Below are 25,255 nucleotides of genomic sequence, written 5' to 3'. Positions count from 1 at the left end.
TGCCTAACTGCCGGTTCTTTCCTGCTTGATTAACCACTTACCATCTTGCTTGATCAACGTCAGTGTTTTTCTACTAGTTGCGACTAAAGCACCAGACTGATAGTTCTGTCTGAACTTAACTATCGCGGTATTGCCATCAATTTTCACGCTGGGCGAGTCAATTTTAACCGTGATTTTTGACTTTCCTTCGATTCTTGAGCGACGTTCTTCCATCCATGATTTTCTCGTTTCACCATTCGGTGTTTGAAAGTCTTTCGCATAATGTGCAAGGTAATTTTTGGTGTTCTTCGAACTCCAAGCATTGAGCCAACGATTAACAGTGTCAATCACTTCAGTTTGCGCACCATTTGATTTGGGTGTTGCTGGCTTATTTGTGCTGTTGTTTGCGATAACTTTTTCGACCACTGGCGATGATGGTTTTACTTCCGCAGGTTTTGTTGGCGCAGCGTCTTTAGGTGGGTCTTTAGGCGCGTTTTGTGCAAGATCACGGACTAATTCCGATTCTAAACGCGGTCCAGCAACGGGATTGTTGTCCTCGTAAATGATGCGCCAGTTATTTCCTTCCTTCATCCAATATTGGCGTCGCTTGTTCGAGGACACGCCTTTGTTGGTTTGAACGTCGACAATAAAGTTGCTGACTAAAACTTCTTCTCGACCAGGATATTTAAATTGCGAAACTTCACGTAACTTAACACTGCCAGCTGGACGATTGGCAAATGCCGCTTGTTTAGAAATCCATGTTGCGGCGGATTCATTGCTCAAGTTTTTGAAATTTTTACTATACAGCGAGAAAGCTGAATTCGGATTGCTAGATGTGATATTTTGAACCCAACTATCAATTAGCTTGCGCGCGTTTTGTTTCTCAGTCATCCAATTCGCACGAGGAATAAAATCAAGTCGCTCGCTAATAATCACAGGCGTTTTAGTAATGTCTACGATCGCCGCAAGTTTTAAAAAATCTGGGTTAGATAATACGATGCAGCCGTCAGACGCAAGTGGAGCACGACTATAGTTTGTTGATGGAACACCATGTAGCCAGATACCAGATCCGCCACGTCCTTTCAACTTATCCCATTCATTCGGGTAGTTGAGCGGTAGTGCGCCAGGTCCGTAGAAATCAGGAAGTTTTGCGCCGGGCAGACGATTCGTAATGTAATAGACACCGATAGGCGTTCGTTGATCGCCTTCCTTAAACTTGTCCATTCCAAGCTTGCCCTGACTGACATAATAGTCACTGATCAAAGTTGGAACGCCGGCGATATTTTCATACAGATAAATGCGCGCGCGTTTTGCATCCATCACCAATGAGTAGCGTTGTTCTTCACTCATGTGGAGTAGAACACTCGGAACCAAATCTTTGCTTGGCCGTTCAGTGATGGCGCGAATACGCGCCAAAGCTTCTTCGTGCAAATCTTTTAATTTGTCATTTGGCGGATTATGTGCTGCGCCAAAGCGTGTCACCGGGCGTGTTCTCATGGAGATCAGATCACCACGAATTAAATACGCTAAATGAAAATTAGGGTAGGCGAGAAGCAACTCATCGACTTTTACTTGCGCTTTGTCGAGTTCATTGCTTGCCAATAATTTATACACCTCAATCAACATCAAATCGGCGTTGGGGCCAGGATTTTGAGGTGCGACGAATTGAACTTTGTTGGGATTGTTATTGGCAGATGCAAGACCAACAGAACCAAAACATAAAGTTACTGCGAGAGGGGCGAATAATGATAAAGCTCCGACAAACTTGCGTGCCGGAGCTTTGCTACGATTTAAGAGAAACATCAGCTACCCGAACGCTCCTGCTTAATGAGCCATTTGCCATCTTGCTTAGTCAATACCAATGTTTTGCGACTCGTCGAAGAGAGGCGATCAGAGGTGTAATATTGTTTGAATTTAACGGTGGCAGAATTTCCATCGATGCTAACGTTCGGGTCGTCGATACGTACACCGATTTTTCCTTTTCCTTCAATTCTAGAGCGGCGATCCTCGGCCCAAGCGCTACGTGACTGTTTATTTGGCGTTTGAAAATCTTTAGCGTAGTAGCCTAAATATTTGCTGACATTTTGACTGCTCCAAGCTTTAGCCCATGCTTCAACAACATCAAGCACGACGTCTTTTTCGCTAGTCACGGCAGCTGGCTTATTCTGTGCCACAGGTGCTGGTGTTGCTTTAGGTTCGGTAGCACGGTTAGGCGGTGGCGCGGCGATTGTTGGTGTGTTTGGGATTGTCGCAATTGGAGCAGGATTTGCTGCACTTGTTTTTGGATTGACACCGCCAGTGGTGTTACCAATTAAGTTTTTGACTAAATTGAGTTTTAATTTTGCGGTGGAGTTACCCGAATCTAGTTGCAAGGCTTTGTCGTATGATTGACTAGCTAGCTTTGCATACACATCACCCAAATTTTCGTGGGCGGTGCCATAAGTTGGATTCGTGCGAATCGCCATTTCCAGCGCAGCACTTGCTTTGAGAAACTGGCCATTGGAAGCGTACAAGACGGCCAAATTGTTATACGGCTCAGGAAGTTCTGGGTAGTCATCCGTCAATTTGGTAAAAATTGTGATCGCTTCAGCCTGTTTGTTTTGTTCTGTGAGGATGATGCCTTTTAAAAAACGCATCTGCGCATCTTTAGGGCGTTGCGCCAAGACAGAGTCAATTTTTTTAATTGCTTCGTTGAGTTGACCAGCTTTGTAGAGTTTACTCGCATCGCTAGCATCGTCAGCGTACGCAATTGGTGATAATCCAACAGTAAGGGCAATCGCTGCAACTGCAGTTTTTAGGGAATATCGCATAATTTAACTTAATGTCTTTTCTATTAATTAGTCTTTAGTTGTCGAACGGATTCGATTTCTTATTTGCTAAATTGGTCAGCCGCAATCTTAACAAATAAACTTGGTATCGCGTGGTTGAGTTTGTTAGATTCGAATGAAAAAGTAAGAATCTTCTCAAGATTGATACGGATTCCACTTTGCTGCGATTGTATTCAGGGTTTAATTGAGTGCGTTTGGCATTGGGCAAGGAGCGCAAGCCAATTTGCAATTCAAACTGGGGAAGCTACTTGTGTTGCGCGGCAATTAAAGTCGTGAAAGGTTTGATCTGAGAATTCTTACAAAATTGAACTCGAATATGGGCAAAAAAACGCGTTCAAAATTATTATTGAGTATTTTTTAAAATATATGTTTCCTTGTTTTTGTTTTCCCTTAGTGCTAGCTTGGACTGAAAAATTAGTTCAATTTGCGTCTTTATAAGGTAAAATTCGCGGTTAGCTTAAGTTCTTATCTATACAGTTACTCGTTCTAGGTGATCAAAATTGATCTTAGTTTTCGGCTACTGTGTATTGATGTGTATTACGGAAGATCAATAAATGAATAAAAATAGTCGTGTCCGTAGTAATGGTGATTTGCATGTTCCGCATTACTGGGAAGAGGCAAAAAATGAATTAATGAAGCGAGATAGAATTTTACGTAAATTGATTCCTCAATTCGGTGACTTATATTTATTAGGGCGAGATGATCCATTCACGACTTTGACAAGATCGATCATTGCGCAACAGATTTCAGGTGTGTCGGCAAATCTCTTGTGGGAAAAATACTTAACTGTTTGCCCAAAATCGACGCCTGTAGAAGTGCTTGCGGCTGGAAAAGAAAAATTATTAGCATCAGGTTTGTCGAAGCGTAAAACTGACTATATTCTTGATCTGGCTGTTCACTTTAAAGATGGTAAAGTGCATGTTGATAATTGGGTCGACATGACAGACGAGGCGGTCATTGCGGAACTGGTTCAGATTCGAGGAATCAGCCGTTGGACAGCTGAGATGTTTTTGATTTTTAATTTATTGCGCCCTAATATTTTGCCTTTGGACGATGCAGGTTTGATAAACGGTATTAGTAAAAATTATTTTTCAGGCGAGCCCGTATCACGTATCGATTTGCGTGAAGTAGCAGCGAATTGGGAACCATGGCGTACCGTCGCAACTTGGTATATGTGGCGCAGCTTAGATGAAAAAATAGCTTAACTTGACTAGACTTCCGCGTTATCTCGCACGAAGTCCTTCAAGCTTATTTCTTTAACTCGTGTGGAATTTTAAGGAGGCACGATGACTAAAACGACATTTCTAGGATTTGAGCAATCAATTGCTGAACTTGAAACAAAAATCGAAGAATTACGTTTTGTACAAGACGACTCTGCAGTAGATATTTCAGAAGAGATTGATCGTCTCTCACAAAAGAGTCAAATGTTAACAAAAGATATCTATGCCAAATTAACACCATGGCAAGTATCTCAAATTTCACGTCATCCGCAGCGCCCTTACACACTCGATTACATTTCCCAAATATTTACTGATTTCCATGAATTGCATGGCGATCGTTCATTCGCTGACGATCTCGCGATTGTTGGTGGCTTAGCGCGTTTTAATGGTCAAGCATGTATGGTGATCGGTCATCAAAAAGGCCGAGATACTAAAGAGCGTGCAATGCGTAATTTTGGTATGCCAAAGCCAGAGGGCTATCGTAAAGCAATGCGCTTGATGAAGTTGGCAGAAAAATTTGATATTCCTGTTTTCACTTTTGTTGACACGACTGGTGCTTGGCCTGGTATCGATGCTGAAGAGCGCGGACAATCAGAAGCGATTGGTCATAATCTCTATGTGATGGCTGAATTAAAAGTTCCTTTAATCGCTACTATTATTGGTGAAGGCGGTTCAGGTGGCGCATTGGCATTAGCTGTTGGTGATGCGGTATTGATGCTGCAATACGCAACTTATTCTGTTATTTCACCAGAGGGTTGCGCGTCAATTCTATGGAAAACTTCTGAGCGTGCATCTGATGCGGCAGAGGCTCTTGGCTTAACTGCAAATCGACTCAAAGCAATGGGTTTGATTGATAAGATTATCAATGAGCCCTTGGGTGGCGCGCATCGCGATCCAAAACAAATGTGCGCTTTGGTCAAACGTGCATTGGCAGACACATTGCGTCAGTTCCAAGGTATGAAAACAAAAGAATTACTCGCAAATCGTCATGAGAAGTTGATGGCTTACGGTAAATTTAAGGAAACCCGAGTCGCTGAATGAGCATCGCGCACTGTCAAAGTGCAAAGGATTTAGAACAAAATTTTTTTGCGAAGCTTTCAAATATCATTCAAGCTCAAGACCTTGGTGGTAAGCAGCCCGTTTTGGCGGTTGCTTACAGCGGAGGTCTTGATTCAACTGTATTGCTGCATTTAGCGTCCATTTACGCTAAACAATTTCAAATTCCCCTCTACGCTTATCACGTTAATCATGGACTGAGTCCGAATGCGACACAATGGGAACAGCATTGTGCCCAAATTTGTGCTCGTCTAGAAATCCCATTTCGCAGCAGAAATGTCAGAGTCGAAAATCAAGGGCAGGGCGTCGAGGTGGTGGCGCGCAATTTGCGCTATCAAGCTTTGGGTGAGTTGTGCGACTTGGACAAGGTGAACTTGTTATTGTTAGCACATCATCTTGATGATCAGGCTGAAACCATGTTGATGCAATTGTTTCGCGGCACAGGTTTGCGTGGCTTGGCGGGTATGGATGAATGTAATTTCGCAGCTAAATTGCTTGGCTCAAACCAGCTTGTTCTGGCTCGTCCATTATTGCGTGAGGCTAAACAAACATTAGTCGATTATGCTGCAAATAGTCAGCTCATCAATATTGAGGATGAGTCGAACTTTAGTACGTTATTTACTCGAAATGTTATTCGCCATCAGTTGATGCCCGTCATTGAGGAATTATTTCCGAAATTCTCTGAACGATTACTACGCACTTCGCAACATATACGTGAAGCGCAAAACTTACTGGATGAGATCGCGAGCAATGATTTAGAAAATTGTGGCGATAATAATGTGCTTGATCTAGTGAAGATGGCGCAGTTAAGTGCTGATCGAGTCAATAATTTATTTCGGCATTGGCTGGTGATGAATTTAGTTCAATTGCCATCAACTGCGAAGATTTCAGAAATTCAAACACAACTTTGGCATGCGCGTGATGATGCCCGAGTCGAGATTCGGCATGCTCACTATTCGATTTGTCGCTATGATCGCAAAATTCATTTGATAGATCATCGTACTCTTGGTACTCAAGATGGGGAACTTCAGTACACGTGGCGCGGGGAGGCTGAAAAATATTTTCCCAGTTTAAAGGGCACCCTGATTTTTAGGGAGTCTAAAACTGGGGTGAGTTCGGAATTCTTGAAACAGACTCAAATGACCATACGTCAAAGGCAAAAGGGCGCTCGATTGAGGTTAGCGAAAAATCGACCATCCCGTGATCTAAAAAGCCATTTTCAAAACGCGAAAATACCATTTTGGCGGCGTGAAAATTTACCGTACATTTATATCAAAGAGCAGCTATTTTTTGTTGGTTTACTTGGTTTGGATGCAAGGTTTATAGAAACTGATGAGCCGATCAGGAGCGGCATTCGACTTCAATTGATTTGGCAGCCAGATACGTGAACATAATATTGTTAAAAAAGAAAATTAACTGAAATGACTAGACAGATTGTTCTTGATACGGAAACAACGGGTTTGAATCCCCGTTTAGGTAATCGCATTATTGAAATTGGCTGCGTCGAGTTAGTCAATAGGAAACTTACGGGAAATAACTTTCATTACTACATCAATCCAGAGCGAGATTCTGAGGAAGGCGCTTTAGCTGTTCATGGATTAACCACGGAGTTTCTATGCGATAAACCCAAATTTGCACAAATCGTCGATGAGTTCATTGCATTTGTACAAGGCGCTGAATTAGTTATCCATAATGCACCATTTGATATGGGCTTCTTAAATGCCGAGTTTGAGCGTTTAGGCTTGTCGAAACTAGAAGACTATGTAGATGGCGTAGTTGACACCCTAGTGCAGGCCAAGGAGTTGCATCCTGGTAAACGCAACTCGCTCGATGCTCTTTGTGATCGCTATGAGATTTCGAACTCGCACCGAAAGTTACATGGCGCTTTACTTGACGCAGAATTGCTCGCAGATGTTTTTCTTGCGATGTCGCGAGGGCAGAACAGTTTTAGTATCGAGGTAGAAGAAGAGAACGAAGTTGTCGTTGTTGAAACAGTGGAGTTAAGCGAGCAAGATTATGCTGTTAAGGTATTTTATGCTGATGCCAATGAACTTAATTCTCACATCGATTTGTTGAACGATTTAGCCAAGGCAAGCCAAGGCAACTGTATTTGGCAAAATGAGGCAGTGGCTGAAAATAAAAAATAACTGCAAGAATTCGAGAGTAAAGTTTGGTTTGAATAAACTGTCGATTAAGTTGAGAGGCGAAAATTTATTTTTTTGCATTTTTCGACGTAAAACCAACACAAATAATTGAAATATTTTTTATCGCCACCCTAAAGTGGCGATTTTTTTTGCCGTTAATTTACTTGAAAACTGTAGGAAAAAAATTTAAAAAATATTTTGAATTCGCCCTAAAGTTTTCTAAAGTTGTGCCGTTAATGATTTAGAACAAAGATTGTTGTTATGTGTTTTTTCTTGTAACTCTTTGTTTTATTTGGGTTTAATTTAAAATTTCAGTTTTTATTTAAACTCAGCCTTCAATTTAAAACTACCTAAAAATTTAGGTGAGTTATCTAAAATAATCCAATGTAGGATAAATTCCTATTGGATTTTTCTCGTTTTTCCGCATTCAATTTCATACTTTTGCTGATACACCCATTTTTCGGTAAGTACCACAATCTGTCTCACTGGCAACACATTTCGCTAGGGCAAATAAGTGGGAGTACTAAAATGACACCAAATGACATGATGGCTGAGATCCGTGACGCTAACTTGAGTTACTTAATGTTGGCGCAGCAAATGATCCGTGCAGATAAAGCAACAGCAATATTTCGACTTGGCATCAGTAAGGAAATTGCTGATTTGATCGAGGGTATGAATAACTCCCAGATTTTGAAATTGGCCGGTTCAAATATGATGCTTGCTCGCTTCCGCTTTGAAGACAGTTCAATTCTTTGCATGTTAACAAATTACAATAAAGAACGCAGTCTCGCGCATTCACACGCAGCTATTTTGATGGCTGGTCAAAAAGTCGAAGAAATCGCTTAGTTTTTTCTTGAATTTGAAAATTGTCGAGGTGCAAAATGGCTACGAAAAGTATCGTTAATGAAGCAAATGAGATTCAATTGGCAGTGGACTTGGTTAATTTAGGTGCACGATTGCAATTGCTTGAATCTGAAACATCACTTTCAAGGGAGCGTTTGCTGAAAATATACAAAGAGCTTAAAGGTGTGTCTCCACCAAAAGGCATGTTGCCTTTCTCGACGGATTGGTTTGTTACTTGGCAGCCAAATATTCATTCTTCATTGTTTATGAATATCTTTAAATATCTGCGTGATCATGCTGATATTGATGGTATTCACGCTGTGGTAAAAGCATATAAATTGTATCAAGAACAGATGCCAACGCCAGAAGGCGAAGAACCTGTATTGTCATTAACTAGAGCTTGGACTTTGGTACGCTTCTTCGAGGGAAACATGCTCTCATTTGTGAAATGTAAGCAGTGCGGTGGTCAATTTGTTGGACACTCTTTAGATTTACATGATCACTACGCTTGTGGACTTTGCCACATGCCATCACGTGCTGGGAAAACAAAAAAACAGCGTGCATTAGATGCAGAGCGTGTTTTGAATTAAGTAGTTGTTTTGGTGCATGGCTTAATGGTGATATGATTTTAAAGGTGAAAATGATATGAGGTGAGTAAGTTGAAGCTCTCAATTGGAATGCAGTCCTTGTTAATACAATTGGGTTCTTTGGTCATTACTTTTCTTGTATTGGGTTTGATTCGATTTAAGTTTCAAATCGGTTTTTCATTACTCTTTTTTTTATTTTTGCATGCCGTTGTTGCTGCAAGTTTTTCTCTGCTGTTGAAATTTGATTGGTGGTGGGCACCCATTCAATTTCTATTTCCTCTGTCTGCCTATTTCTTGTTTCAACAAGAAATTTCCCCGCATTTTTATTTGCTCATATTGATCCTTCTTTCGGCCATATTTTGGTCGACTTATCGATCTCAAGTTCCCTATTATCCATCTAGGTCGGAATTATTGGTTCCGCTATTGGAGCAGATTTCAAACATGAGTTCACCTCGTTTTGTTGATATTGGTAGTGGGATGGGCGGGCTTCTTATCAAGTTGTCTGAGCGTCGACCTGATGGACTGTTTCTTGGCGTTGAAATTGCTCCTTTACCTTGGTTGATTAGTTATTTACGAGGACTTTTTAAGCGCTCACGAGTGAAGTTTAAGTTAGGTAATTTTTATCAACTTAATCTCGCGGAATTTGATGTGGTTTTTTGCTATTTATCTCCAGCTGCTATGCCTAGTGTTTGGCATAAAGCGAAGACTGAAATGAGGCCGGGTTCACTTTTTTTGAGCTATGAATTCATCGTTCCTGACGTCACTCCCGATATTGTTATGAAAATTAACTTTGGCGGAGTATATTTATATGGCTGGCGTGTATAACGAAACAACAAAAATATATTTTTTGGGCAATATTCGGGAAAATGTTGCCTAATGTTATGAGATCGCTGGTATTCTTAAGTTGTTGCTCGAATGAGCAGTTAATCGAGTTCAAACGAATGAAGGAGTCTAACTCGTGTTAGTCATTGTGGGTTATATCGTGGTTTGTGGGTCTGTGTTTGGCGGCTTTGTTTTGGCCGGTGGACATATGGCCGTGTTGTTTCAACCTATTGAACTTTTGATGATCGGTGGAGCGGCTGTTGGTGCTTCGCTGGTCGGCAATAACTCGAAAACAATTAAGGCTTCGCTGAAAGCCTTGCCTACTGTATTTCAGGGTTCCAAGTATAACAAAGCGATGTACATGGAATTGATGACGATGCTGTTTGACGTTCTTACCAAAATACGCAAAGAAGGCTTGATGTCGATTGAAGGCGATATTGAAAAGCCTGAAGAAAGTCCTCTATTTAGCAAATACCCACTGGTTGTTTCCGATCACCATTTAATGGAGTTTTTGAGCGACTATTTGCGCCTGATGGTCTCAGGCAATATGGACGCGTTTCAGATTGAAAACTTGATGGACAACGAGTTGGAAACGCATCACCATGAAGGTGCAGTTCCCGCACACTTTATGGCAAAGCTTGGTGATGGTTTGCCAGCGTTTGGTATCGTTGCTGCGGTAATGGGGGTGGTTCACACGATGGAATCGGTCGGTATTCCTCCCGCAGAATTAGGTATTTTGATTGCAAAGGCTTTGGTGGGTACTTTCTTGGGTATTCTCTTGGCGTATGGTTTTGTTGGGCCTCTTTCTAGCTTGTTAGAGCAAAAGCTAGATGAATCATCCAAAACTTTTCAATGTGTGAAAGTGACTTTGCTGGCTAGTTTGAATGGCTATGCGCCTGCGCTATCGGTTGAGTTTGGAAGGAAAGTTTTGTATTCAACAGAGCGTCCGACTTTCTCTGAATTGGAAGAGCATATTAAACAGTCTAAGTCCAAGTAAGCTACTGACGAAAAATTATGGCAAACGAAGAATTACGTCCCATCGTTGTAAAGCGAATTAAGAAAGTCGCTGGTGGACATCACGGCGGCGCTTGGAAAATCGCCTACGCTGATTTCGTTACGGCGATGATGGCTTTCTTCTTGTTGATGTGGCTACTGGGGTCAACAGCAAAAGGAAATCTGCAAGGTATTGCTGAATATTTTCAAACACCATTAAAAGTGGCGATGGCTGGTGGTGAGGGAAGTGGTGACAGTTCTAGCGTGATTAAAGGTGGTGGGAAAGATCTTTCTATTCGTGACGGTCAGACGAAAAAAGGTGAAATCGAAGCAGTTAAGAAAACTTATAACTTGCAGGCGGCGGAAGCAGCTCTCGCGAGAGCAGATGCAGAGCGTTTGAAGGGTTTGAAAGAAAAGATTGAAGCAGCGATTGAGTCCAATCCGACACTAAAGCAGTTTAAGAAGCAGTTGCTATTGGATATTACTACGGAAGGCTTACGGATTCAAATTGTTGACGAAAAAAATCGACCAATGTTTGCATCTGCCAAGGCGGATCTGCAGCCTTACACAAAAGTGATTTTGCATGAGATTGGTCTTGCGTTGAATGATGTGCCGAATAGAATTAGTTTGTCTGGGCATACCGATGCGGCGCCATACGGAAGTGGAGAGTTAGGATATAGCAATTGGGAATTGTCAGCAGACCGAGCCAATGCGTCAAGGCGTGAGTTAATTTATGGCGGAATGGATGAAACCAAAGTGTTGAGAATTGTTGGTCTTTCTTCCTCTGTGTTATTTGATAAAGAAGATCCGCTCAATCCTATTAATCGTCGTATCAGTATTATTGTGATGAACAAAAAAGCAGAGTTATCTGCCTCGCAAGATGGTGGGGAAGTCGATCTGGCCAAGTCAACAGAGCAAACGCTTGAAGTAAAAAAATAAGTTGACGGAATTAATGCAGCAAAATTGCAATTGTGAGTTGCAGAATGGGATGCTGAACATGACTAAGAAAAAAAATTTGGGTTCTCAAGTTAAGCAACTTTTATCTGGCGTATCAGATCATGGAGTGGCTCATCTTTTAGAAGTCGAAACTGATTTGGTTCAGACGACTTTACTATTGGCTGAAGCGATCGAAAAACTTGGCGAGAATTTTTTAGATTTGCATGCCTCGATTACGTCGCAAGAAGAACAAATTCTGGGTTTAGTGAACACTGGGCTTGTGCCGCAAGAGAATGTTGAAAAGCTTGCGCAGATACAATCAGACATTGGGCTTCATATTAGTCGTGCCGTTACAAGCTTGCAGTTTCAAGATCTCACTAATCAATTAATCTCAAGAACTGTCCAACGTAGTGCTGGTTTGCGGGAACTTCTCTCTACCTTAGATATGGTCGGGAATGTAATTCCCGCTGATGGTGGTATGGATGAGATTGCCGTTGTGTTGCATGAAATTACGGAGAAATTAGAACAGCAAAGTGTGGAATTGAAAAGCTTGCTGCGAAAAACAGTGAATCAACAGCATTTAAATAGTGGTGATATAGAGTTATTTTAGTTTTTGATTGAGTTAATAATTTTCTCAATTTTCTGAATGGAGTAATGATGACCAAGACAATTTTAGCCGTGGACGATTCTGGATCTCTGCGCCAAATGGTTGCATTTAGTTTGAAGGCAGCTGGATATCAAGTGATTGAAGCTGTAGATGGTCAAGATGGATTAGAAAAAGCCAAAGGGCAAGTAGTTGACTTGGTGTTGACCGATCAGAACATGCCACGCATGGATGGTTTGACTTTGATCAAATCTTTACGTGCGCTATCGACTTATCAGCGTGTTCCTATTCTCATGTTGACTACCGAATCAAGTGATGAAATGAAAGCAAAAGGGCGCGCTGCTGGTGCAAATGGTTGGCTTGTGAAACCATTTGATCCACAAAAATTGACAGAAGTTGTGAAAAAAGTAATTGGATAGTGCGTTTTAAATTAATCTGTATCGATGCACAATGAATATGGTTTTATGTGCATGCATTGATCAGATTAATCGTGTGACGACATATCTGTGAGATAAACGGGGTGAAATAATGACGATTGACATGAGTCAGTTCTTCCAAGTTTTTTTTGATGAGGCTGAAGAACTTCTCGCAGAAAAAGAGAAGTTATTATTGGGGGTTGATGTTTCATCGCCTGATCCCGAAGACTTGAATGCTATTTTCCGTGCTGCGCATTCCATAAAAGGTGGAGCTTCAACATTTGGACTTACTGATATGTCTGAAGTCACGCACATCCTTGAGTCTTTGTTAGATAAAATTCGCAAAGGTGAAATGTCCCTCACCGCAGATCATGTAGACGCATTTTTGGCAGCGAAAGATGTTCTGAAAATGCAGTTGGATGGGCATCGTCTGGGCTCCGCAGTAGATCTTGACGCAGTCGGTGACGTACGAATGTTATTGCAGTCATTTGTGCAAGAAGATTTTAAACCTAAAGCAAGTCCAACACCCGCGTTGGCGCCAATTGCGCAGGCGACTCAGCCTGAAGAAAAATATATTCATTGTTTTCGTGTCAGTTTTAAGAGTGTTAAGGACACCGATCTCACCGTATTAACTTCTGAACTTGCTCTTCTTGGTTCTGCTTCATCAGAGAAAAATGGCGAAGGTCAAGATTCTATCGTGCTACAAACCAATGGCACAGTTGATGATATTTTGGCGGTTTGCTCCTTTATTGTTGATGCCGACAATATGCTGATTTCTGAAGAAAAAATGCCGGAAGCAAGTAAGGCAAAAGAGTTGACTGAAGATGAATTGGGCTATGGATTTTTTGAGCCGATTGAGTCTATGTTCCCTCCGGAAGACAAGCCGACCGTTGAGCAAGCTAAGCCAGAACCAGCTCCAGTGCTTGATTCCAATCATAATTCAAGTAAAAACACCGCAAAAAAAGAAGCTGAAAAACATGCTGCTGGACATGAGTCGACGACCATTCGTGTTGGCATCGAAAAGGTTGATCAAATCATTAATTTGATTGGTGAGCTAGTTATTACTCAAGCAATGTTAACGCAGCGAACACAAGACCTCGATCCAGTGTCAAATGAGCGTTTATTGAGTAGCGTCGCGCATTTAACTCGTAATACACGTGACTTGCAAGAAGCCGTGATGTCGATTCGCATGATGCCAATGGATTATGTGTTTTCTCGCTTTCCAAGAATGGTGAGAGATCTAGCACATAAGTTGGGTAAAAAAGTTGAGTTCGTTACTTATGGTGCATCAACTGAATTGGACAAAGGATTGATTGAGAGAATTGTCGATCCGCTCACGCATTTGGTCAGAAACAGTATTGATCATGGAATTGAGATGCCAGCTACTCGTGTTGAGAGTGGCAAAAGCGAAGTAGGTAGGCTATCTCTTTCTGCTGTGCATCAAGGCGGCAATATCGTCATCGAAGTTTGCGATGATGGTGGCGGGCTGCATCGTGAAAAAATTCTAGCAAAAGCTAAGCAAAGTGGGTTGAACGTCTCTGATTCCATGTCAGATCCTGAGGTCTGGCAACTTATATTTGCACCTGGTTTTTCAACCGCAGAAGTCGTCACAGATGTCTCTGGTCGCGGTGTCGGTATGGATGTGGTGAAGCGAAATATTACGCAAATGGGCGGTGTGGTTGATATACGTTCTGCGCGCGGTTTTGGCACTACGATTACTATTTCACTCCCCTTGACTTTGGCGATTTTGGACGGAATGTCAATCAAGGTTGGCGAAGAAATTTATATCCTGCCCTTAGGTTTCGTGGTGGAATCTTTACAGCCGCAGTCAGAAGATATCAAAGAGATTAATGGCAAGGGGCGCGTGATTAAAGTGCGGCAAGAATATTTGCCTTTAATTCCCTTGTTTGAGACATTTAATATCGAACCTAAGCATAGAGATCCAGCCAACGGTATCACTGTAATTGTTGAAGTTGATGGCCGAAAAGCAGCTTTATTTGTTGATGATTTAGTCGGTCAGCAACAAGTGGTGGTGAAAAATATTGAATCAAACTACAGAAAGATCCCGGGTATATCTGGCGCGACGATTTTAGGTGATGGTGGTGTTTCTTTCATTCTTGATGTTGCTGCGATATTGCGTTCTGTACGTTAGGCTTTAGTTTAATAAGATTAAAAGGAATCAATCATGATACAAAATTCTGATGACTTATCAAAAAAATCGCAGTCCGAAAAAGATGACCTCACTACACATGAATTTTTAGCCTTTACACTGGGCAATGAAGAGTATGGGATTGATATTTTAAAGGTGCAAGAAATTCGTGGCTATGAAGCAGTCACACGTATCGCTAACGCGCCCGATTTTTTGAAAGGCGTTATTAATCTGCGTGGCATTATCGTTCCGATTGTTGACATGCGGATTAAGTTTAATTTGGGTGAACCAACCTACGACCAATTAACCGTGGTGATTATTCTGAATATTGGAGTACGTGTGGTTGGCATGGTGGTGGATAGCGTTTCTGACGTAATGACTTTATTGCCTGAGCAAGTTCGACCAGCGCCAGAAATGAACACCACATTTAATAGCGATTTCCTAATTGGATTGGGTACGCTCGATGAGCGAATGCTGATTTTGGTAGATATTGAAAAATTGATGTCGAGTCCGGAAATGGGGCTAATGGATAACACCGATTAAGAAGGATTGGCTCGGTATTTGATAGGCAGTATTGATACGTTAGGAATAAAGAATGGCAAAGCCAGCTGAGCGGTCTGACGGTGAAAAAGAGTTTGATTTTACCCATCATGATTTTGATCGTGTACGTGGCTTAATTTATCAACGTGCCGGAATTTCTTTGTCAGATAGTAAGCAAGAAATGGTTTATAGCCGACTTGCGAGAAGATTACGTGCTACTGGAATTAGCTCGTTTTCAGTGTATTTGAATATGCTTGAGCGCGAAACCAATAGTAATGAATGGGAATCCTTTACGAATGCGTTGACTACGAATTTGACTTCATTTTTCCGTGAAGAACATCATTTCCCCATTTTGGCTGAGCATATTAAGAAGAAGTCGGGGCCATTGCGAATCTGGTGTTCTGCAAGTTCTACTGGCGAAGAGCCATACTCAATCGCGATTTGTGTTTGTGAAGCCTTGGGTACACTCAAACCTAATGTCGAGATAATTGCCACGGATATTGATACTAATGTCTTAAGTGTTGCAGCGCGTGGTGTATATAACATTGATCGAATTGAGAAATTGCCAAATGACATTGTGCGCAAGTATTTCTTGAAGGGGCGAGGAAAAAACGAGGGTAGTGTTTTGGTCCGCCCAGAGCTCAGGGGTTTGATTAATTTTGAAGCTTTGAATTTGTTGGATGATAGATGGTTTTTGAATGGCGAATTTGATGCAATTTTTTGCAGAAACGTGATGATCTATTTTGATAAGCCAACGCAAGCCAATATTTTGAAAAAATTTGTGCCCTTGTTAAAACCTGATGGATTATTGTTCGCTGGACATTCAGAGAATTTCTTGTATGTATCTGACGATTTCAAGTTACGTGGTAAGACTGTGTATGTGCTGGCGAGCCAAGAAGATAAGCGTAAGAAATTGAGTTCTCACGATTTAAAAAAGGGTGACTTATGAGTCAGTTTAGCGAAGAGCACTTTGCGACGAACGTCTATTATGATCGCACCTTCGATTGTGACGCAGCAAAGATACTTCCAGGTGAGTTTTATTTTACGAACAAAGACATGCTGATTGTCACCGTACTAGGCTCTTGCGTTTCTGCTTGCATACGTGACCGGGTATCTGGCGTTGGTGGAATGAATCACTTCATGCTGCCAGATGGCGGTGAGAATTCGGATAATCCCGTGTCTGCATCAATGCGTTATGGCACTTATGCGATGGAGGTGTTAATCAACGAATTACTTAAAGCCGGGGCGCGTAGAGAAAACATGGAAGCCAAGGTATTTGGTGGCGGTAACGTATTGCGTGGTTTTACCGCGATTAATGTTGGCGAGAGAAATGCTAAATTCGTATTGGATTATTTGCGTATGGAACGTATGCGAGTAATTGCTGAAGATTTGAATGATATTTATCCGAGAAAAGTCTATTTTTTTCCTAAAACTGGTAAGGTGTTGGTTAAGAAACTGAAGGTAGAGCACAACGATACACTGAAGAAACGCGAGCTCGACTATGCAAGCCGACTAAAAAGCGTGCCTGTTGGTGGCGATGTCGATTTGTTTTGATTTGAAATGCACTCGCTGTTGTTTAATCGTATGTGTACTATGAAACTGAAGTTGTGAGGGCAGAATGAAAATTAAAGTCTTGATCATCGATGATTCTGCTCTGATACGAAGTATCTTAAGCGAGATTATTCGTGAAGAAAGTGACATGGAGGTCGTTGGTGTCGCACCTGACCCTTTGGTTGCCAGAGAGTTGATCAAACAATGTAATCCTGATGTTCTGACTTTGGATGTTGAAATGCCAAAAATGGATGGGCTCGACTTTTTAGAAAAGTTGATGCGATTACGTCCAATGCCCGTCATTATGGTGTCGTCTTTGACCGAACGTGGATCAGAAATCACCATGCGAGCACTAGAGCTAGGTGCGGTTGATTTTGTCACAAAACCGAAGCTATCGATTCAAAGTGGTATGCATGAATATGCTCATGTGATCACTGATAAAATTCGAGCAGCATCAAAGGCAAAAATTCGCGCACGTACCAATCCAACTAGCTCAGCAGGTAGTCATTCACCGTCCGTATTGCCATCAGTTAGAAATCCTTTGGTAAGTAGTGAAAAATTAATTATTGTGGGCGCTTCAACCGGTGGAACAGAAGCGATCAAGAATTTTTTAAGTCAAATGCCGTCAGATTGTCCAGGAATCCTCATTACGCAACACATGCCAGAGGGATTTACCAAATCTTTCGCAAAACGTTTGGATGGATTGTGTAAGATATCTGTATCGGAAGCAGTTGGCGGAGAACGTATTTTGCCGGGACATGCGTATATCGCTCCTGGGCATTCACATTTGTTGTTAGCACGCAGTGGCGCAAATTATGTGACTGAGATAAATGACGGACCACCAGTGAATCGACACAGGCCTTCGGTGGATGTGTTATTTAAATCTGCAGCTAAATACGCGGGTAAAAATGCAGTAGGTGTGATCCTTACAGGAATGGGAAAAGATGGTGCAGAAGGCATGTTAGAAATGAAAAATTCTGGTGCCTATAATTTTGCACAAGACGAGGCGAGCTGTGTTGTATTCGGTATGCCAAGAGAGGCAATCGCAGTTGGTGCAGTCAATGAAGTTGCCCCGTTAAATGACTTGCCGCATAAAGTCTTGCATTATTTAGATCAACATGGCAGTCGCGCATTGCGTGTTTAAGTAAGAAATGTAGTAATCGCAGCAAATGAAGTACTAAAAGATGTCTATATAACCGATAATATGCACTACGGTCCTTTGTGAATTTATGGAGTAAGTTATGGCTGATCAGAACCTCAAGTTTTTAGTAGTTGACGATTTTTCGACAATGCGTCGCATCGTACGTAATTTGTTGAAAGAACTCGGATATTCAAATGTTGACGAAGCCGAAGATGGTGCGCTTGGCCTTGCGAAATTGAAGAGTGGTGATTTTGACTTCGTCATCTCTGACTGGAATATGCCAAACATGGATGGTCTCACGATGTTGCAACACATTCGTGCTGATCCAGCATTGGCAAAATTGCCGGTGTTGATGGTTACAGCTGAAGCTAAAAAAGAAAACATCATTGCAGCGGCGCAGGCTGGCGCGAATGGCTACGTGGTTAAACCATTTACCGCAGCAACTTTGGATGAGAAGTTATCGAAAATTTTTGAAAAATTAGGTAAGCCTGCCTGATTTTGAAAAGCGCTTCTTGCATAGCATTTTTAGTTCAGCTTTACAGTCATCGATTGTGTGAAGTCCGCTATGGAAGTAAGTTCGGTTGTTTGCCAATTTCTTTGTAGAGATTTAAGCAAAACGACAATTTTTCAAATAGCTTTTAATTCTAATTATTATAAAAATTAAATATTTATGAGTGATGTAAAGTTCATCGTCAGAGAACCCTTGCTTGATCCTTCTCAACGGGTGATTGGTTTTCAATTGTCATGGCAACAGAATGCCAAGGCGGCGGAGTTGGACACGACAGAGTTAAGTGCACTCATGTCATTTGTCGCCAACGAACTAGGCGATGAGGATGGTAAATTTTTGCTCGATGATAGCCTCATTTTTTTAGAGGCTGTACCAGGCCTGCTGCAGGCTGAGGGATTACGTCAACTTTCACCGAAGAACACCGTCTTGATATTTTCAAAGCGATACTTCGCTGACGAAGCATCGATTGCGGCGATTAAGGAATTGCGTACTGCGGGCTTTGGTATTTGTCTAAAAAATGCCGATATTTCAGCTTTAGAGAGATCGTTTTTTCCTTTAATTACGCATTTTGAAGTACAACTCGATTCGAGTAACTTAGCTGCACAAGCAAAGATGTATGCAGCACTTAAGCAGTCGAATGTGCAGATGGTTGCTCGTAATGTTGGTAACTGGCAGGATTTTGATGCTTGCGCGGCGCTCGGTTTATCGAGCTTTGTTGGCAAGCTACATTTAACGCCTAGACCTAATGTTGCACAGAAAGGTCTCAACACCACGCAGACTACGATACTTCAATTGATGGAGATGATTCGTAAAAATGCGGATATTCAACAACTTGAGGCAGTGGTAAAGCGTGATGCTGCACTCGCTTATAAATTGTTACGATATATTAATTCGGCTGGTTTTGGTCTGCGTACCGAAGTGCAGTCTTTAAAGCACGCTGTCACGATTTTGGGATACAGCCCGCTGTATCGTTGGTTGTCACTGTTATTAGCAACGGCAAGTACAAGTGGCAACTCACCTGTGTTGCTAGAAACTGCAATCGTGCGTGGTCGTTTTGCAGAAATTCTTGGACAGCCATTTATGTCCAAATCAGACGCAGAGAATTTGTTTGTCGCTGGAATGTTCTCTTTGTTGGATCGCTTGTTGGGGATTCCGATGGAAGAAGTTTTATCGACGATTCAACTGCCCGAACCTGTTGTCGATGCTTTGGTTTCACGAAGCGGAATTTACGGTCCTTTCCTTGCACTGGCCGAAGCATGTGAACTCAACAGTATGCTGGTGTCTTCGATTGCAGAAACATTAAAAATTGCGCCGGTCGATGTCAATAAAGCGCATTTATCCGCCTTGGTCTGGGCTAAGAATATTTCTGCTGCAGCATAATTTTTTTGTCGATCTACGACACACCTGAAAAGCCCAAATAATACTTTTGATTATTTGGGCTTTTTGATTTTTATCCTTCCATTCCAATTTAGCCCCTTGATTATTGAAATAAGGGGTTTATCCCACTCTATTCATTCGATCTGATAACTGCATATTCGTGAATAATTTGTCCTGAGGTAATTTTTTTAGATTTCGATCTAATTGGACAAAACATGGCAGAAGATAGCGGATTAGAACGAACCGAACCGGCCTCGCCCCAGCGACTTGAAAAGGCGCGTGAGGAGGGCGATGTTCCCCGTTCGAGAGAGCTTTCTACTTGTACAGTTTTGCTGGCGGCGGGTGGTGGCTTGTACTTTTATGGCGAAACGCTATTTCATAATTTAGCAAAAAATTTTTCGCGCGGCCTTTCCTTCGAACGTAGTGCCGCATTTGATGCCAATTTTCTGACCATGCAGATTATTGATTCGGTTGTAGATGTGATGTTGGCATTTCTCCCGATTGTTGGCTTGTTACTTCTCGCGGCAGTTGGATCTCCATTGTTAATCGGCGGATGGCTGTTTAGTTTTAAATCCTTAGAGCCTAAATTTTCGCGCTTAAATCCGATTGCAGGAATGGGTAATTTGGTGTCGTCTAGATCGGCAGTGGAACTGGTGAAAGCGATATTGAAAACGATCTTGGTTGGCGCGATTGCTTGGCTCGTCGTTGCTCAACAAAAGGATGCCATTTTTGGTTTGATTAACGAACCTTTGGATGAAGCTAGTGCACATCTTGGACGCATGCTCGGAGTATGTTTTTTGGCGATTGTGGGCGGCTTAGTGTTGATTGCCGTGATTGATGCGCCATATCAAATGTGGGCTTATGCCGAAAAATTAAAGATGACGCATCAAGAAGTAATTCAAGAATCCAAAGAGGCAAATGGTAATCCGCAGATTAAGGCGAAGATTCGTCAACAACAACGAGAAATGGCACGTAGAAGAATGATGGCGGAAATTCCAACGGCCGACGTTGTGGTGACTAACCCGACGCACTTCTCTGTTGCCTTGAAATACGCCGATGGTAGCAATGGCGCGCCACGCGTGATCGCTAAAGGTGCGGATGTACTCGCTGCCAAAATTCGTGAATTAGCGAAAGAAAACAACGTTCCTATTTTAGAGGCGCCACCACTAGCACGTGCACTTTACAAACACACAGAGCTTGGCGATGAAATTCCTGAATCTTTGTATGCCGCTGTGGCAGAGATTTTGGCTTATGTCTTCCAATTACGAAGCTATCGTAAGTCGGGTGGCATTCCTCCAGTTGAGCCCAAAAATATTCAAGTACCGACAGGCTTAGATCCCTTGTCAAATGAAGGTGGAGTAGTCGTATGAATTCCTTAAAGTTACCAGCGTGGATGAGCGGGGCGGGTTCCAGAGCGTTAGCGGGACCGATATTAATCGTCATGATGTTAGCGATGATGATTTTGCCGTTGCCAGCTTTTGCTTTAGATATCTTCTTTAGTTTCAATATTGCGTTAGCAATCATCATTTTGTTAACCAGCTTATATACCGTCAAGCCACTGGATTTTATGGTGTTTCCAACGGTCTTGTTGGTAAGCACGATGTTGCGCTTATCGCTCAATGTGGCATCGACACGGGTCGTATTGACGGAAGGGCATAACGGCCCTGACGCTGCAGGTAAAGTGATTGAAGCGTTTGGACACTTTTTGATTGGTGGTAACTACGCAGTCGGTATCGTTGTTTTCATTATTCTCACGATCATTAATTTCTCAGTAGTTACCAAAGGTGCTGGTCGTATTGCTGAAGTCGGCGCACGTTTTGCACTGGATGCGATGCCAGGTAAGCAAATGGCGATTGATGCCGACTTGAACGCTGGTTTAATTGCAGAAGATGAAGCACGTCGTCGTCGTACCGAGGTCGCGCAAGAAGCGGAATTTTATGGCGCGATGGACGGTGCAAGTAAGTACGTGAAGGGTGATGCTGTTGCCGGTATTTTAGTCACGATTATTAACTTAGTCGGTGGATTGATTGTCGGTATGGTTCAGCACGATCTGAGTTTTTCTGAAGCTTCTAAGGTCTATGCATTATTGGCGATTGGTGATGGCTTGGTCGCACAAATTCCTTCACTCATTATCTCGACTGCGGCGGGTATTGTGGTGTCACGCGTGGCTAGTGAGCAGGATATTGGCAATCAATTCATTAATCAATTGTTCTCCAAGCCAGAAGTAATGTACATCACAGCGGGGATCATTGGCGGCATGGGGATTATTCCTGGCATGCCACATGTTGCGTTTATTTTGCTGGCTGGCAGCTTGGCGGGTGCTGGTTACTTATTGAAAAAACGTGCAGAAGCTGCCCCTGTGCTTGATCAGCCTGCCCCCGTACAAGCGACACCAGAAATGGAAGAGGCTACTTGGCAAGATATTTTGCCAGTTGACACTTTAGGTCTGGAAGTGGGCTATCGCTTGATTCCCTTGGTGGATAAAAATCAGGGTGGTGAATTATTGCGAAGAATTAAAGGTATCCGCAAGAAATTTGCACAAGATATTGGATTCTTATCTCCTCCAGTTCACATTCGAGACAACTTGGAGCTCAAACCTAGTTCATATCGCATTGCCTTAAAAGGTGTCGAAATTGGAACTGGCGATGCGAATATGGGACAGTACTTGGCAATTGATCCAGGAATGGTCTCTGGCACCTTGCCCGGTGTTCCTACGACAGATCCTGCTTTTGGATTGCCGGCGGTTTGGATTGACGCGTCGATGCGCGAACAGGCACAAGCAATGGGCTACACCGTTGTCGATGCTGGTACGGTAATCGCGACCCATTTAAATCATCTGATTACTTCCAACGCTGCAGAACTCTTGGGACGTCATGAAGTTCAGCAATTGCTTGATCACTTGGCGAAAGAATCACCTAAGATGATTGAGGATTTAACTCCACGTTTATTGCCTCTCTCTGTGATTCAAAAAGTTTTGCAAAACTTGTTAATTGAAGGCGTGCATATTCGTGACATGCGCTCAATTGTTGAGACCTTGAGCGAATATGGTAACCATACACAAGATGTGAATGAGCTTACTGCGCAAGTACGGGTAGTCTTGGGACGTGCAATTGTTCAGCAGATTTTCCCAACTGGAAATGAGTTGGCAGTCATGACTTTGGATAATCGTCTGGAACGACTATTAATGCAAACGCTACAAGGCCATGGCACTGATGGTGCGAGTTTAGAGCCAGGTTTGGCAGATACCTTGGCGATGCAGACTGAAGCCGCGGCACAACATCAGCAGCAATTAGGATTTACCCCAGTATTGTTAGTTCCAGCTCCATTGCGGGCATTGTTAGCCCGATTCTTGAGACGCACCTTGCCACAAGTAAAAGTGCTTTCACATGCAGAACTTCCAGAAACAAAGACAATTAGAGTGACCAGTCAGGTAGGAGGACAATTATGAACGTCAAGAAATTTATAGCACCAAGTTCAAGAGAGGCATTGCGCAAAGTTCGCGCCATGTTGGGCGAGGACGCGGTGATTTTGTCGAATCGTAATGTAGATGGTCAGGTTGAAATTCTGGCGATGAATGATCAAGCACTCACGGGCTTGGCTAGTGAAGCGGAAACATTACAAAAGCCGACAACACGTATGCAATTTAATCCAAATCCGAAATCCGCGGAGAATATTGGTGTCAATCATGCAAATCCCCCCTTATTTCAATCAGCGAAGGACGAGGCTGCGGCAACGCCAAGCCAAGCGGAAGTTGCCATGATGATGAGCGAAATTCGTTCCATGCGCGATATGTTAGAGGGCAAGATATCTGAAATGTCTTGGCTGAATACGCAGCAAAAGACACCGTATAAATCCGACGTTTTGCGTGAAATGTTGGCAACTGGCTTGAGCGCTAGTTTATCCCGCCAAATCATAGAAAAAATGCCTGACTGCGGAAATGCACAAGCAGGATTGGATTGGGTGAAGTCGATCATGGTGAAAAACTTGTCGACCATCAGTAATGAAAATGAAATTCTAGAGCAGGGTGGCGTTTATGCTTTGGTTGGTCCAACTGGAGTTGGCAAAACCACGACTACCGCCAAACTTGCTGCGCGTTGCGTGATGCGGCATGGCCCATCGAAACTGGCATTGATTACGACCGATGGATATCGTATTGGCGGCTACGAGCAACTTCGAATTTATGGCAAGATTCTTGGCGTCATGGTTCACTCTGTGAAGGATGAGGCTGATCTGAAAATCGCACTGGCGGAATTAAAAAACAAACATACGGTTTTGATTGATACAGTCGGCGTTAGTCAGCGCGACAAAATGGTAACGCAACAAGTAGCGATGCTGTCTGGTTCTGGTGCGAATGTAAAACGTCTCTTGTGTTTAAATGCAACCTCGACTGGCGAAACTTTAACTGAAGTGGTGCGAGCATATCGAGGCGAGGGCTTGTCTGGATGCATCTTAACCAAGTTGGATGAGGCTGCAACAATAGGCGGTGCCTTGGATATCGCTCTTCGACAAAAACTCAACTTGTACTATGTAGCGAGTGGTCAACGTGTGCCAGAGGATTTGCATATCGCTAACAAGGAGTATTTGGTGGATCGTGCATTCAAGCTAAAACGCGAGACATCAGCCTATCAATTTCAAAATGATGAATTACCATTGTTGATGACCAGCATGGCGGCTTCGAATTCTTCCGCAACCATGAGAAAATCGGAGGCGCATTTTGCTTAACTTTGATCAAGCAGAAGGCTTACGCCGCATGCTGGAGATACCCAAGCTTCGGGTGTTAACATTTCTTTCAGCTTTACCAGATTCTGAGAGAAACGGCATGTTGATTAATTTGTCGGCGACTTTGGCAAGCAGGGGTAAAAATACGTTGATGGTGGACGCGAAACTGACGAATTCGAGTCTTAGTAGCTGGTTGAACTTAAAATCTGACCAGACATTGTTGGAGGTCGCTCGACAACAGCGTACAATGGATGCCGTTATTAAAGAGGTCTCACCAGGCTTGTCGATTACCAAAGTAGCACATGCGCTGCCAAGCTCTTTGGGCTTGCCGAAGTCGGGATATCGAGAATTGTCTAAGGTATTTGATCTAGCTGCCAGTCGTTCAGATTTGGTCGTGGTCGATTGTGAACTGAATGCGGATGACACCTTTCTGTTGTCTTCGTTTGAAGATAGCGAATTGATTATTCAAGTTTCCGCAGATCCCAAAGCGATCACAAATGCTTATGCCTTGATTAAGCGCTTAAATAATCGTTTTGGTCGTCGCACTTATGGTGTGGTTGTCTCAGGTGTTGATATCGAACAAGCACAGAAGGTTTTCTCAAATCTTTCAATGACTGCTAGACGTTATTTGGCTGTGGAATTAAACTTTGTAGGACATGTACCAGCAGATATTCATTTGGTGCGGGCGACAGAATTAGGGCGTGCAGTCATTGATGCGTTCCCATTGTCGAAAGCGGCAAATGCATTTGTACGTATGGCAGAAAAGTTGGTTTCAACGGCGAGTCAAGGTTTTCGATTTGATGCAATGTCACAACTGGGCATCCCATTAGAATATTAGTTAA

At 42.6% G+C, this 25,255-nt stretch carries 24 protein-coding genes; 22 read left to right on the top strand and 2 right to left on the bottom strand.

Annotated features, from left to right (window positions below; all coding sequences use genetic code 11):
- Window positions 1-3 precede the first annotated feature (3 nt).
- Both IE103_RS01935 and IE103_RS01930 read right to left on the bottom strand, forming a co-directional pair.
- Complete coding sequence (locus IE103_RS01935; RefSeq protein WP_189344321.1) at window positions 4-1,782, bottom strand: L,D-transpeptidase family protein; 1,779 nt, start codon at window positions 1,780-1,782, stop codon at window positions 4-6.
- The gene (locus IE103_RS01930) at window positions 1,782-2,789 is read right to left on the bottom strand and encodes a nuclear transport factor 2 family protein (RefSeq protein ID WP_189344320.1); all 1,008 of its coding nucleotides are present in this window, start codon (window positions 2,787-2,789) and stop codon (window positions 1,782-1,784) included. Before IE103_RS01930 ends, IE103_RS01935 begins: the two co-directional genes overlap by 1 nt.
- A gap of 572 nt (window positions 2,790-3,361) precedes the next feature.
- Here IE103_RS01930 and IE103_RS01925 point away from each other — a divergent pair.
- From IE103_RS01925 to IE103_RS01820, 22 genes are all read left to right on the top strand, one after another.
- Entirely contained in the window at window positions 3,362-4,012 is a 651-nt protein-coding gene (locus tag IE103_RS01925; RefSeq protein WP_189344319.1) for a DNA-3-methyladenine glycosylase family protein, read from the top strand.
- 81 nt (window positions 4,013-4,093) lie between these two features.
- Window positions 4,094-5,068, top strand: coding sequence for an acetyl-CoA carboxylase carboxyltransferase subunit alpha (locus IE103_RS01920; RefSeq protein ID WP_189344318.1), 975 nt, complete (start codon window positions 4,094-4,096; stop codon window positions 5,066-5,068).
- Window positions 5,065-6,471, top strand: a complete 1,407-nt coding sequence (gene tilS, locus IE103_RS01915) for a tRNA lysidine(34) synthetase TilS (RefSeq protein WP_189344317.1) — start codon at window positions 5,065-5,067, stop codon at window positions 6,469-6,471. The genes IE103_RS01920 and tilS overlap by 4 nt, the downstream gene beginning before the upstream one ends.
- Before the next feature lie 33 nt (window positions 6,472-6,504).
- A complete protein-coding gene (gene dnaQ, locus IE103_RS01910) occupies window positions 6,505-7,230 on the top strand; it encodes a DNA polymerase III subunit epsilon (RefSeq protein WP_189344316.1) in 726 nt (241 codons plus the stop codon).
- 525 nt (window positions 7,231-7,755) lie between these two features.
- Window positions 7,756-8,073: a flagellar transcriptional regulator FlhD gene (flhD, locus tag IE103_RS01905; RefSeq protein ID WP_189344315.1), complete on the top strand. Its 318-nt coding sequence runs from the start codon at window positions 7,756-7,758 to the stop codon at window positions 8,071-8,073.
- A gap of 35 nt (window positions 8,074-8,108) precedes the next feature.
- On the top strand, window positions 8,109-8,660 hold the full coding sequence (gene flhC, locus IE103_RS01900; RefSeq protein WP_189344314.1) for a flagellar transcriptional regulator FlhC: 552 nt from the start codon (window positions 8,109-8,111) through the stop codon (window positions 8,658-8,660).
- 60 nt (window positions 8,661-8,720) lie between these two features.
- Window positions 8,721-9,482, top strand: coding sequence for a class I SAM-dependent methyltransferase (locus IE103_RS01895; RefSeq protein WP_189344313.1), 762 nt, complete (start codon window positions 8,721-8,723; stop codon window positions 9,480-9,482).
- A gap of 133 nt (window positions 9,483-9,615) precedes the next feature.
- Complete coding sequence (gene motA, locus IE103_RS01890) at window positions 9,616-10,476, top strand: flagellar motor stator protein MotA (protein ID WP_189344312.1); 861 nt, start codon at window positions 9,616-9,618, stop codon at window positions 10,474-10,476.
- Window positions 10,477-10,493: 17 nt separating this feature from the next.
- The gene (gene motB, locus IE103_RS01885) at window positions 10,494-11,411 is read left to right on the top strand and encodes a flagellar motor protein MotB (RefSeq protein ID WP_189344311.1); all 918 of its coding nucleotides are present in this window, start codon (window positions 10,494-10,496) and stop codon (window positions 11,409-11,411) included.
- Between the two features lie 58 nt (window positions 11,412-11,469).
- Window positions 11,470-12,018 (top strand): chemotaxis protein, encoded by a 549-nt coding sequence (locus tag IE103_RS01880; RefSeq protein WP_189344310.1) that lies wholly within the window; start codon window positions 11,470-11,472, stop codon window positions 12,016-12,018.
- Between the two features lie 47 nt (window positions 12,019-12,065).
- Window positions 12,066-12,431 carry a response regulator gene (locus tag IE103_RS01875; protein WP_189345060.1) on the top strand — a complete coding sequence of 122 codons (366 nt, stop codon included), beginning with the start codon at window positions 12,066-12,068 and terminating at the stop codon, window positions 12,429-12,431.
- 109 nt (window positions 12,432-12,540) lie between these two features.
- Window positions 12,541-14,580 carry a chemotaxis protein CheA gene (gene cheA, locus IE103_RS01870; RefSeq protein WP_189344309.1) on the top strand — a complete coding sequence of 680 codons (2,040 nt, stop codon included), beginning with the start codon at window positions 12,541-12,543 and terminating at the stop codon, window positions 14,578-14,580.
- 33 nt (window positions 14,581-14,613) lie between these two features.
- Window positions 14,614-15,120: a chemotaxis protein CheW gene (locus tag IE103_RS01865; protein WP_189344308.1), complete on the top strand. Its 507-nt coding sequence runs from the start codon at window positions 14,614-14,616 to the stop codon at window positions 15,118-15,120.
- Window positions 15,121-15,172: 52 nt separating this feature from the next.
- Window positions 15,173-16,066: a CheR family methyltransferase gene (locus tag IE103_RS01860; RefSeq protein ID WP_189344307.1), complete on the top strand. Its 894-nt coding sequence runs from the start codon at window positions 15,173-15,175 to the stop codon at window positions 16,064-16,066.
- On the top strand, window positions 16,063-16,671 hold the full coding sequence (cheD, locus tag IE103_RS01855) for a chemoreceptor glutamine deamidase CheD (RefSeq protein ID WP_189344306.1): 609 nt from the start codon (window positions 16,063-16,065) through the stop codon (window positions 16,669-16,671). The genes IE103_RS01860 and cheD overlap by 4 nt, the downstream gene beginning before the upstream one ends.
- A gap of 64 nt (window positions 16,672-16,735) precedes the next feature.
- On the top strand, window positions 16,736-17,812 hold the full coding sequence (locus IE103_RS01850; protein ID WP_189344305.1) for a protein-glutamate methylesterase/protein-glutamine glutaminase: 1,077 nt from the start codon (window positions 16,736-16,738) through the stop codon (window positions 17,810-17,812).
- Between the two features lie 97 nt (window positions 17,813-17,909).
- Window positions 17,910-18,305 (top strand): chemotaxis response regulator CheY, encoded by a 396-nt coding sequence (gene cheY, locus IE103_RS01845; RefSeq protein ID WP_186889376.1) that lies wholly within the window; start codon window positions 17,910-17,912, stop codon window positions 18,303-18,305.
- Window positions 18,306-18,479: 174 nt separating this feature from the next.
- Window positions 18,480-19,697 (top strand): EAL and HDOD domain-containing protein, encoded by a 1,218-nt coding sequence (locus IE103_RS01840; RefSeq protein WP_189344304.1) that lies wholly within the window; start codon window positions 18,480-18,482, stop codon window positions 19,695-19,697.
- 212 nt (window positions 19,698-19,909) lie between these two features.
- Window positions 19,910-21,064 carry a flagellar biosynthesis protein FlhB gene (flhB, locus tag IE103_RS01835; RefSeq protein ID WP_189344303.1) on the top strand — a complete coding sequence of 385 codons (1,155 nt, stop codon included), beginning with the start codon at window positions 19,910-19,912 and terminating at the stop codon, window positions 21,062-21,064.
- Window positions 21,061-23,142, top strand: a complete 2,082-nt coding sequence (flhA, locus tag IE103_RS01830) for a flagellar biosynthesis protein FlhA (RefSeq protein WP_189344302.1) — start codon at window positions 21,061-21,063, stop codon at window positions 23,140-23,142. Before flhB ends, flhA begins: the two co-directional genes overlap by 4 nt.
- The gene (gene flhF, locus IE103_RS01825) at window positions 23,139-24,416 is read left to right on the top strand and encodes a flagellar biosynthesis protein FlhF (protein ID WP_189344301.1); all 1,278 of its coding nucleotides are present in this window, start codon (window positions 23,139-23,141) and stop codon (window positions 24,414-24,416) included. Before flhA ends, flhF begins: the two co-directional genes overlap by 4 nt.
- Window positions 24,409-25,251, top strand: a complete 843-nt coding sequence (locus tag IE103_RS01820; protein WP_189344300.1) for a MinD/ParA family ATP-binding protein — start codon at window positions 24,409-24,411, stop codon at window positions 25,249-25,251. The genes flhF and IE103_RS01820 overlap by 8 nt, the downstream gene beginning before the upstream one ends.
- Window positions 25,252-25,255: the final 4 nt, after the last annotated feature.

This window comes from Affinundibacterium macrobrachii, assembly GCF_014652415.1.
Classification (GTDB): domain Bacteria; phylum Pseudomonadota; class Gammaproteobacteria; order Burkholderiales; family Burkholderiaceae_D; genus Undibacterium; species Undibacterium macrobrachii.
The sequence above is the reverse complement of the archived record's forward strand: the minus strand, read 5'-3'. Positions and strand labels throughout refer to the sequence as shown.